At 56.6% G+C, this 10,729-nt stretch carries 5 protein-coding genes and 5 pseudogenes; 6 read left to right on the forward strand and 4 right to left on the reverse strand.

Annotated features, from left to right (window positions below; all coding sequences use genetic code 11):
* Positions 1–253 (reverse strand): annotated as a pseudogene (locus ASG32_RS34685) (hypothetical protein); the annotation flags it as partial.
* A 349-nt stretch (positions 254–602) separates the two neighbouring features.
* Between ASG32_RS34685 and ASG32_RS32095 the strand changes: the two are divergent.
* Positions 603–1,085: pseudogene (locus tag ASG32_RS32095) on the forward strand (IS5 family transposase); the annotation flags it as partial.
* Here ASG32_RS32095 and ASG32_RS03555 read toward each other — a convergent pair.
* Positions 986–2,162: pseudogene (locus tag ASG32_RS03555) on the reverse strand (IS701 family transposase). The pseudogenes ASG32_RS32095 and ASG32_RS03555 overlap by 100 nt on opposite strands.
* 226 nt (positions 2,163–2,388) lie before the next feature.
* On the opposite strand from ASG32_RS03555, the gene ASG32_RS33230 reads away from it, so the two are divergent.
* The 5 genes and pseudogenes from ASG32_RS33230 (at position 2,389) to ASG32_RS03565 (ending at position 8,187) form a co-directional block, all read left to right on the forward strand.
* Positions 2,389–3,264: an FkbM family methyltransferase gene (locus tag ASG32_RS33230; protein ID WP_107351916.1), complete on the forward strand. Its 876-nt coding sequence runs from the start codon at positions 2,389–2,391 to the stop codon at positions 3,262–3,264.
* Positions 3,265–3,825: 561 nt separating this feature from the next.
* A pseudogene (locus tag ASG32_RS34335) lies at positions 3,826–3,957 on the forward strand (integrase core domain-containing protein); the annotation flags it as partial.
* A gap of 716 nt (positions 3,958–4,673) precedes the next feature.
* On the forward strand, positions 4,674–5,759 hold the full coding sequence (locus ASG32_RS32100) for a glycosyltransferase (protein ID WP_157861892.1): 1,086 nt from the start codon (positions 4,674–4,676) through the stop codon (positions 5,757–5,759).
* Positions 5,759–7,327 carry a glycosyltransferase gene (locus ASG32_RS32105; RefSeq protein ID WP_082557733.1) on the forward strand — a complete coding sequence of 523 codons (1,569 nt, stop codon included), beginning with the start codon at positions 5,759–5,761 and terminating at the stop codon, positions 7,325–7,327. Before ASG32_RS32100 ends, ASG32_RS32105 begins: the two co-directional genes overlap by 1 nt.
* 38 nt (positions 7,328–7,365) lie before the next feature.
* A complete protein-coding gene (locus ASG32_RS03565; protein ID WP_244491786.1) occupies positions 7,366–8,187 on the forward strand; it encodes an NUDIX hydrolase in 822 nt (273 codons plus the stop codon).
* 140 nt (positions 8,188–8,327) lie between these two features.
* Here the strand turns inward: ASG32_RS03565 and ASG32_RS03570 are convergent.
* Both ASG32_RS03570 and ASG32_RS03575 read right to left on the reverse strand, forming a co-directional pair.
* Positions 8,328–8,913 (reverse strand): annotated as a pseudogene (locus ASG32_RS03570) (transposase); the annotation flags it as partial.
* A gap of 68 nt (positions 8,914–8,981) precedes the next feature.
* Positions 8,982–10,544 (reverse strand): ISL3 family transposase, encoded by a 1,563-nt coding sequence (locus tag ASG32_RS03575; protein ID WP_056522689.1) that lies wholly within the window; start codon positions 10,542–10,544, stop codon positions 8,982–8,984.
* Between the last annotated feature and the right edge of the window lie 185 nt (positions 10,545–10,729).

Here is a 10,729-nt window from a genome sequence, read left to right on the forward strand (position 1 = left end):
TCCCTTGCAGCGCCTCGAAGACCGAGCGACCAACCCGCCCCGGCGGAAGAGACGCATCCGGATCGGCGCTCGTCCTCCCGATGGGGCCACTTGAGCCCATGCCACGGAAAATGACCCCGTCCACGTTCGGCCGGTACATGTCCGGCGACATGTACTGGGACGCCCTCGTCGCGTCGTACGCGAGTGCCGGACCGGCGAGCAGCGCCGCAGAGAGGGCCGCAGACGGGGCCGCGGCGATCATGCGAAGAAACATGCGGTAATCCCCGACGCGGATCGGTCAGTTGGTGGTGAAGCCCGTGGAGACATTGACAGTCGCCGCGTTCGGGCCGCTGGCGATCGAGGCGTAGTAACATCGGAAGTTCACGATCATCGAAGATTGTACAAGGTCACGAGCGTCGAGCCGTCATTCGCTCCATGATGACCGCCGTCCCGGCTTGGTTCGACTGGAAGGTCGCGTTGAACCGCGTCCAGGACACGAGGCCACCGCTCTGGCGGTCGCGGTGGCATCGGCGTAGACCATGGCGCGGGCCGCGAGCTGCCGCCAGATCGCCGAGAGCCAAACGGTCAGGCCCGCGCCGCCGGTCGGCAGTCCATCCATTAGGGGGGCGACGTCGCAGGCTATCGGCCCGTCGCGCGGCGGCCAGACTATCAAGATCCACGCGCTCATCGATATCCTGGGTTGCCCTAGCGTCCTGCTGCTGACGGTCGGCAACACCAGCGACGTGACCACCGCTCCGGCGATCTTGGCCGAAGCGCCTGGCCGGATCCAGCGTTTGGCCGCCGACAAAGGCTACGATGCCGGCCGGCTGCGCGCTGACCTGCGCAAGAGCGGCATCACGCCGGTCATCCCGGTTAAGCGCGGCCGCAAGCGGAGGATCTGCCATGACAGGCCCCGTTATCGGGAGCGCTGGCGGATCGAGGCGACCTTCAACCGCCTCAAAGAGCTCCGCCGCATCGCCACCCGCTACGACAAACTCGCCCGCAACTACGCTTCGGCCCTCGCTCTGGCGGACGCGGTAGGCCGGCGACCTTTTTTCCCCCGATTTCTCCGGTCGGGCTTAGCCAAACGCAGGTGCTGCAGGTAAGCACAGGCGATGCACGTCATCAGCGCGTGCCGATGCAGGCCGGTCCAGGAGGAGCGGCCCTCGAAATGGTCGGGGCCGAGTTCCTCCTTGAGCTGCTGGTGGGCCTGCTCGCAGACCCAGCGCGCTTTGATCGTGCCGGCCAGGACGCGACGGGTCGTGCGGGGCGGCAGGTTGGACAGGTAGTACTTGCGCTCGCCCGAGGTGCGCCACTCGCCCACCAGCCAGACCTCGTCGCCCGGCAGATGACGGGTGCTGTCCCAGATCGGACCGTCGCCCACCCGCACGCGAGCCATGGCAAACCGGGCCCAGTGCGCACCCTTCGTGCCCTGTCGCCACGTTACCCGCCGCCAAGGCAGCGTGGCCAGAACCGCCTCGGCTTCCCGCGGCTCCTGATCCGGCACGGGTTTGCGCGCTCGCCCGGCCGGCTTCACGAACCGCACGTCGGGATCGTAGACCTTCTGGTTCCTGGCGATCCCGACCGCCCAGGCCAATCCGCGCGCGTCGAGGCTATGCCGGAACACGGCGCTACAGCCGTAGTTTGCATCGGCCAGCACCACACCGAAGCGCACGCCCTCGGTGCGCAGGCGGTCGAGTTCCCGGAGCACAATCTCGCCCTTCCTCTGCGGCACCACCGCCGCCTCGGGCACGCCCGCCCGCTCGCACCGCTCTGGGTCGGCGACCCAATCCTCCGGCAGGAACAGACGTAGGACGACTGGCACGGGCACCCCGCTCCGCGCCAGGGTGAGGGAGACGAGTGATTTGCAGTTAGCCCTTCTTGCCGAGGTGCCCGCAGTACTGGCGCGCCACACCCACCGAGCGGGTGCCTTTCTTTGGCAGGACCGTGTCATCGATCACCAAACAGGCATCGGATCCGCCGACCAGCCGGTCCGCGGCGCGGGCCAACTCCGTCCAGAGCAGGCTGTCGTCCCAGGCCGGGCTGGCGATGAAGTGTTGCAATCGGTCATGGCCCGGCAACCCGAGACGCGCTGCCATCGGCTGCAGGCTCTTGCGATCCCTGGGGCCGAGCAGGCCACGCGGATACAGCGGCGCCCAGGTCCGCCGCATCTTGCGGCACATCGCAGCCAGGAACGGGACCAGCCACGCGTCGAGATCCTGCCCCGCTGATCACTCGGCCATGCTCGCCTCCCGCAGCGCCGCCGCAGCATCAAAACGCCTTAGGCCCCTCAAAGGGCCCAGGTAGCGCTAGACCGCCTCTGAGCTGTCGGATAGCATTTGGTTTGAAATTACATTAAGTGCGCCGAGAACGCTCTTCGGCGCGCAGGGACGAGAAGGCCCTTACAAAATGGTCGAAAATCTATCTTCGAGTAATACTGGAATAGTTAAAGTCGGTCAATTTGAGATTGAAGCGCCGCACGGACACATTTATCACAGTGAAAATCTCCCGGACACGTATGACTACGTACCGTGGAACGTAATTGCAGCAACAATCAATGAAGCAAATATTGACAACGTGCACCTGATTGATGTTGGCGCAAATGTCGGCGACTCGTTGGCTCATTTTCGGAGATTTTCAGATGCTCCGGTCACATGCGTCGAGGCCTCCAAGCACTTCTTTGGGTTTTTAGAAAGGAATGCTCGGCAATTTGGCAACGTCAATCTTATCAATAAGTTAGTCGCTCCTAAAAACCTCTTCGGTAAATTGCATTTTTCTTCCGGCGATCAAACAGGAAGCACTGATATCGCGGCCCATCCAAACCTTGCGTGGTCTGGAGAGCACATCGCTCTTGAGCAGCTGCTCAATGATTCGAAGATGAATTATATTTTCAAAACAGATACCGACGGCTTCGATTTACAGATTGTTCGCGCATGCTTAGATGCCTCTATTGAGAATAGTAGTAATGTCCCGATCATTTTTTTTGAGGGTCCTAATGCCGACCTGCTTCAAAGCGGAGATCTTGAGAATTGGTTTCGCTTGTTCACGAGCCTGCAAGTGGCGGGGTACGGTTTGTTGTTCCTGACAAACTCGGGTTTCCCGTACTGCTACGCTGGAAGAGACAAATCCGCCGCTAGATCGGCACTCCAGTCTTTATCTCTAGGCTATAAAAGGGGTAGAGCCGTCTGCCATTACTTCGACATCATTGCCATTGCTGACGATCTGCATTCTGTGACTGCGCGCTTACAGCAAACTTGGGGTGACGAAATATTTGCACGCGTATAAAAATTTTACGGAACCATTTCGGTGGGTCGAAAGCAGACGGCGATACGGCGCCTTTATGATCTATTTCTGGCCGAGATCGCACCTTTGCTGCCGCCTGAACCAGCAAATCAGAAGGGTGGTCTACACTAAACGGGCGACCGCGCGATGCTGACAGACATTCTGTTCGTGTCGCGCTCCAGCGCGCGGTAGAAATCGCTGCCCTGGGAGATGGACTGCGGCTCGATTATGACCTGCTGGCGGCGCCTACGAATTTGCATTAGGCCACGGTATGAAACCGCCTGCCACAGGCGCTATTCGATCGGCTCGGCCGCCAGAACGGCATCGACTTCAGCCGCTGCTCGCTCGACAGCGCGTCGATCGCCGCCAGAAGTGGCCAAGCGACCGGCCCGAACCCAACAGATCGCGGCAAGCCGAGCACGAAGCGTCACATCCTCACTGATTCGACGGGCGTCTACCGAACCGTCCGGCAACACGTGGACGCCGGAGGAGATCAGAGCGATGCGCGCCGAGAAGGTGCTGTTCCGCTGCCGCTCCTTCGAAAGTACCTGCGCCGCACTGGACATCGAGCACCGTCTCACGAAGCCGCGCCATCCTTGGACGAACGGTCAAGTTGAGCGGATGAACCGCACGATTAAGGACGCCACCGTCAAACGCTTCCACTACGACAGCCACGATCAGCTCATGCAGCACCTTCACTCAGAACCCGCACTACCAAATCCTGGGACCAATTATTTAGGGAAGTATTACTGTCTATGAGCGCGCCGATTAGTGCTGATGCGCGTCAGGATCGCGTTTCGTGTCTTTGTGTATGGTCTCGGACGCACAACACGGAAATAGGCTTACATTCCAAAACTCTTGTGGGAGTTAGCGATCTCGACGCTCGCAACTGGAGATATAGAGTCTTGGCGATGATGATTGAATATCCGCTCGCCCTGTGAGGTGATTGGCGGCAAACACGATCGAACCGCCTACGAACTGTTGATGATTGCTTGACGTGTGTCGTCGCAACGACTTTCACAGCCAAACGGCTTGCCTCTGACGCTGACATCGGTCACGACCGGACTACCTTGACAGCCTACGCCGCCTTCTTGCACATGAATGTCAAACCTACCACAGTACGGCAGTCGGTTTACGGGGTGGGTGAATAGACGCGCAATCGCAGCGATGACTATGACGGACGCAATTGTCACAATAGCTTGATAAAAACGTCTATGCTGATTCACAGCAGATCGTGATTAAGTACAGCTATCGCTCTGGCGAGAACCCGCTTCAGATTTGATTGCGCCCGCGATTGCATGGATATGGGAATCAAGAGGGCTAACACATTGTCTAGGATATTCATATGCGATCCCGTGTGCGTACAAAGCATTGGGCACAATGTTAGAGCGCTCACGCATTACCGAAGACTGTTGGATGACCACGCGGATGAGGTGATTTGCTTAGCCTCTAGATATCTCGATGCAAATATTGCACGCCAAGACAGTCTTCAACAGTTTTTCGAATTTTATTACAACGAGTTCATTAGAGTTCTGCCTACTTCTCAAGACCCAGTAGGAATTAGCGATACACATAAAAAACGTTCCGCGCTTGCGGCTCAAGATATCGCAAGATTATTTAATGACTACAGCTTAACTTCTTCCGACATATTGTTTTTTCCATCGACTGATTTTTACAGTTTGGTTGGCCTCGAAACATGTAAAAATCTCTTCCAAAGACCCGACTCTCCGAAGCTGCTGCTGCGATTCATTGGTGTTATGGAAAGCGCATCCTCTGCCTTCCGTAAACCAATAGATGTCGCCCTGATGTATATAAGATCCATCAAAGATGCTGGATGCAAGGTATCTTTATCCGCTGAAACACCGGTGTATGCTGATTGGCTAGCGGAGCAGCTAGATCAATATGTTAGCGTGACACCATATGGTGAGGTTAGAGATCCGATCCCACTCAGAACAGGCAAGGCTTTCCATGTCATTTGCCCGGGGTCCGCGAGATTTGATAAAGGTTTTCTCCGCCTGGAAGAAATATTTAGCAAGATTAGAATCAGGGATCCCGACATTAAAATCACATTTTCGACACAATCACTCGTCGACACAGAAGTAGTGCATCATCAAACGTATATAACAAAAATCTATGCTATACCTGGCGTGAATATTCTGCCGAGCATGCTAGATAACGAGACTATGGATGAGCTTTATGCTTCATCTGACATAATGCTATTACCTTACGATACTGAAATTTACAAATATCGAGGATCGGCCGTGCTAATGGAGTCTGCTACGATCGGACGCCCCGTCGTTGCGACCGATAACGTTGGGTTTTCCGAGCAGATACGATATTATGGTATGGGATCACTATGCAAAGACAACGACGAGATGGTCTCTAATATTATTACCTACTCAACAATCCCAAGAGAAGTAAGATGGCGGCGATCATTGCAGGCCAGAAGCCGATTCGTAGCGGATATGCGCGGTGCATTTAAAGACTGGGTTGGCTAATGAAAAATCTCCTCTTCGTCGATCACAAGTTCCACGAATCTACAAAATCAAGCGATTTTTTCATAGAGATTCTGCGGCGCCGTTTTGCTGTCGATCAATTCTTTGTTGATCCCGATGTTGGCGACAATGGAGATTTACTAGAAAAAGCAAGAGAAGCACAGATCATTGTGGTTTGGCAGATGGATTATCTGGCATCTGCTTTTTGTGCACTCGGCAAGCCAACAATCGTCATCCCGATGTATGACGGATCAAGCACGATGCCTGATATGCATTGGGCCTTATTGAGAAAAGCAACATTTATTAATTTTTCTCGTGCGATGCATGAGCGAGTGAGATTAATGGGCTGCAGAAGTTACCTTGTAAAATATTTTGTCCAGCCCTGCGCTCGAAAAGACATGGTCAGCTTTGAAAATATAAATGTATTTTTCTGGCAGCGCCGGCCTGATCATGGAATAAATATTCAGTTGGTGGATAAAATGCTTGGTGAAACATGCGATCGGATCCATCTGCATGATGCCCCCGATATCGACCTTGGGCATGACAATGAGATCATTGGTGAACGCAATTACGAGCTGACAAAGTCTATTTGGTTCTCGTCGAGAGCGGCTTATGAAGAAGTGTTACGCAGTTGTAACGTATTTGTCTGCCCAAGGGCGGCTGAGGGTATAGGCGTCGCTATGCTTGAGGCTATGGCGAGAGGCATGGTTGTGATAGCAAATGATCAACCCACCCACAATGAGTACATTAGCAATTGGGTCAATGGAATTCTTTTCAACATCGGGGGGGGAAATGACACGATTTCATTGCGTGGTCAGAGCTCACGCATCGGCTATTCGGCTTGGAAAAGCGTCGAATTCGGCCATCAGCGCTGGAATAAAAATATTAATGATATATTAGATCTAATTGACAACGCTCCGGCTAGTGATCTTATAAAGGCAGAGCCAAGCGACTATTTGCATTCGCTGTGCAGCAGCTTTAGCGCGGGCCAACAAGAATATGTGCGATATATTCAAAGCAAAGCCCATGTCATGGGCGATTTTACAGGTGGATCCCTAGACGATGTCGCTATTTTGCTAGGTGGAGCTCAGATTGAGTCCAACAAATTTTCTGTTCCCTCTATCAGCTCGGACCGCAGCTTGCCAATCTCCGAGAAAGATTGTCCATTTTTATACGAAGGTTGGAGCAGTTATGAAGACGGGGGATATAGATGGATCGAAGGAAAATATGCCACTGTTCGATTTTCAGACACACCATCATCTGAAGTGCAATGTTTAAATTTTGCGGCTAAATCTGTCAACGCCTCGGGCACTCAGCAATTTTTAAGTGTAATCCTTAATCGCAATCAGATACTTGCCGCTCCCTTGCCTGAAGGTGACTTCACAAATTTCCTTGTCCGATTGCCGAAAGGCGCCATTGCGCCGGTAAATATAATCGAAATCAAACTGGAGGTGGCAGAACGTCCTCACGGAGATGGACGATTTTTGTCTGCTTGCTTTTCAGATTTGAAATTTGTCCCGCTCGAAGAAGGGCTTAAAATTTCCCGATCGACTGAATCTGCAAAACCATGACGTAGTCGTCTTAGGAAGCAGGAGAATGAGGTTATAAGATGCCCCCCCAGATCTTATATGTCTGTCCCGGAGAAAGGCCAATAGAAGAAGGTTGGTATGTGGTCAGGCCTCCACATAGTACCTCAAATATTATTGTTTATTCCGACGGCGTCGGCGCTGAATTTCGCGGTAGGCGCTACGGCGGGCGCGATCCTCTCATCGACCACACTTTCGTGGCAAGGATTTTTCCTGATCGTATTTTTGCAGAAGGTGCGGCTGAGTCTAATCAGCCGGATGCGATAGTACAAATGCCCCCGGCCGGCACTATTGTTGACCATCCGCACATCAATCGATGGAAGGTACACAGCTCGCAGTATGTATTAAACAATCGCTGGCTGAGTGTACGAGCGGACAATTGCGAAATAGCCAGTGGCGCGCGTATAAATCCCTATTACGTGGTTGAGTCCGCCGATTTTGTGCACGCTATTGCCACCGATATTAAGGGGGATTTGATTCTTGTGCGTCAGTACCGCCATGGTATGGCCGGTGTCTCGCTAGAATTGCCGGGTGGTCTCATGGACCCAGATGAGATTGACCCGATTGTGACCGCTCGTCGTGAACTCGAGGAAGAAACCGGCTACACAGGCGGACATGCAACACGATTTCTTTCATTGTCACCAGACCCTGCCCGCTATGCCAATCAAGTTCATTTTGTCCGTACTACTGGTGTGATGCCTGGAAAGGCGCGTCCAGAATCGACCGAAGCGATAGAGGTTGTTATTGTAGGACAGAAAGAGGCCATTGAATTAGCACTTAATGGAAACATTAAGCATGCTGCGCATGTCAGTGCTATCATCGCGGCGTTTTTCAAGGAAATCTAATGCTACGCTGAATCGTTGAGGAACTGGACAGGAAATGAAAATGATGTTTGCAGGGTGTGCTTCTGGCGGTAGGGATGAGGTTCACCAACCGATATCCATTGATGGACAGCCTAAGGATGACCTAAGCGTCAGGTTGAACATCAGGCCGCCATGGCCCATGTGAAGCGCTCGCCGAAGATGACGGCGAATTGCGCCTTGGCCATGACCCACTCACGGGGCCCCATCTTCCACGCCTTCTCGGAGCGGTTCAAGACCAGGTAGAGCAGCTTCAGCGCGGCCTCGTCGGTCGGGAAGTGCCCGCGGGCGCGCACAGCCCGGCGCAGCGTGGCATTCAGGGCCTCGATGACGTTCGTGGTGTACAGGATCTGCCGAACCTCGCCGGGGAAGGCGTAAAACGGGACCGTCTCCCCAGGCCCGTCGCCAGCTCTGGGCGATGGCCGGGTAGCGCCGACCCCATTCGCTCGTCTCGAAGGCCGCCAACGCCGCCTCGCCAGCCGCGGCATCGAGCGCGCGGTAGCCCTTCAGGCCATCGACCACGGCAAGCAGCACGTCCTCGACGCCGCGGTTCCTGAGCTCGTTCATGACCCGCAACCAGAACTTGGCGCCCTCGTTCTGCTCCAACCACAGGCCGAGGATCTCCTTGGCGCTGTCGGCACGCACGCCCAGCGCGATGTGGACGGCCTTGTTGCGAACCACGCCCTCGTCACGCACCTTGATCGTAACCGATTGTCAAAAAGCGTTGGAACGGGACCCCGGATCGGCGTGCAATCGGGGCTCTGGCGCACTTTCGCTGATCATCCGGAGGTGAAGCCGATCAGGCGAGCTTGCAACAGGTCGATCTTGCCGCGGCCGTACATCTGGCGCTTCACCAGCTTGAGTTTGGTGATCTGCCCCTCTGTCTGGCCGTTCGACCAGGGCAACGTGATCGCTGTCCGAACCGCAGCTCGGTCCTGACCGACTCCGCGGGCGAAGGAGGCGACGAGGCCTGTGCCAGCACGCGAGAGCCACCCTTCGAGCCTGTCCGGCGCCATCGCCCGAACCATCGTCTGGAAAGCGCCCACCACCTCGCGCGCCTCAACCAGCGCCGGCACGCCGTCCTCGACAGCAGCCACGGTCAGCGTCTCCGCCTTGGTCAAGCGGTCACGACCTGTCGTCAGCCATCGCGCCAGGGTTCGTGCCGACGGCACACGCTGCAGTTGTTCGATCTTGGCCTGCTCGGCGCGTCGACGCCGCGTCGCCCATTCCCCGACCACGCGCAGCGATCCCCGGAAGCCTTGTCCCTTCGCCCTGCGCCAAAGTTCGGTCGCGTTGCGGCTGCCAGCATCCCACTGGGCATCGAGCCAGGGCAGATAGGCGTCGAGCGAACTCTGGCGGACCCGGAAGACGTCGGTACGTTCCCCACGCAGGACCGCACGCACCACCTTGCGGCTGTGGCCAAGACGTTGGCAGATCCGGCGGATCGGAACGCCTGCCTCGGCGAGCGAGCGGATGGCCGCGTCCGCCTCCTCCCGTCGTAGGTAACCCTCGTACTGGATGCGTTCGGCTGCAATGAGCAGCGCTGGATCGATCGTGGCTGCGCCGACGACCTCGCGAACCTGTCGCATCGACCTGCGCACGGCATCGAGGAAGCCACGGCTGGCATTCTCCATGAGGTGCCACCGGTCGGCGATCTGAATAGCCTGTGGCAGAGCACGGGCGATGGCCTCGCCATATCCACCCCCGCGGTCGCGGGCGACGATCCGGATCGAGCCGTTCATCTTCAGCCATGTCTGTGCGGTAGCCTGCTCGCGGTCGGGCAGGAGCGCTACGATGCGGCGGCGTTCGAGATCGCAGACGAGGGTGCCGTAGCGGTGGTTGCGCCGCCAGGCGAAGTCGTCGATGCCGATGACGCTGAGTGGATCGGAGTGTGTCGCCGCCCGACGGCGGATCACGCGCAGGAGCGTGTCGCGGCTGACGGGCAGCATCAGGCGCTGCGCGAGGCCCGCACCGGGCCGACCACCGAGTGCGAGCCCGAGGTGATGGACGATCTGCTCCAGCCGCGAGGTGCGTCGCGCGAAGGTAGGCAGGACGTCCTCGGAGAAGCGCTCGGCGAAGATCTTCCGCCCACAGGCCGCTGCGTCACACCAGAAGCGTCTCACCATGACTTGGAGTTCGACGCGCCGACCACCAAGCGGCAGGTCGGCGGCACGGCGCTGGTAGCGGCTTTGGATGCGACGTGACGAGGTCCGGCAGTCTGGGCACGTCGCCGTCGCAGATCCGGACCTCACGACCAGACCGATCCGATCGGTGCCGACAGCGAGGTGATCGACGACGAATCCGACAGGTACGAGGCTCGACGGTCTGAAGCGAGGGCGCATGCTGCGGCTCCATCGTGGATATCCGCAACCTCAACGCCGCCGGCATCAGCGAGAGTGAGTCAGAGCCCTTATTCCATGCCTAATCACGTAATTACCCACGCCCTTGCGCGGGACGGATTTCGCTGATTCTCTCGTGCGATGGGCCGCAGCGACCTTGAACGGCTGAGCCGCGAAGAGCTGATCGA

It is taken from the genome of Methylobacterium sp. Leaf361 (assembly GCF_001424445.1).
Taxonomy (GTDB): Bacteria; Pseudomonadota; Alphaproteobacteria; order Rhizobiales; family Beijerinckiaceae; genus Methylobacterium.

Coding starts and splice junctions, on each gene's coding strand:
- ASG32_RS32105 (WP_082557733.1), top strand. CDS start 5,759: ATGAAAAATCTCCTCTTCGTCGATCACAAGTTCCACGAATCTACAAAA.
- ASG32_RS03565 (WP_244491786.1), top strand. CDS start 7,366: ATGCCCCCCCAGATCTTATATGTCTGTCCCGGAGAAAGGCCAATAGAA.
- ASG32_RS33230 (WP_107351916.1), top strand. CDS start 2,389: ATGGTCGAAAATCTATCTTCGAGTAATACTGGAATAGTTAAAGTCGGT.
- ASG32_RS03575 (WP_056522689.1), bottom strand. CDS start 10,544: ATGCGCCCTCGCTTCAGACCGTCGAGCCTCGTACCTGTCGGATTCGTC.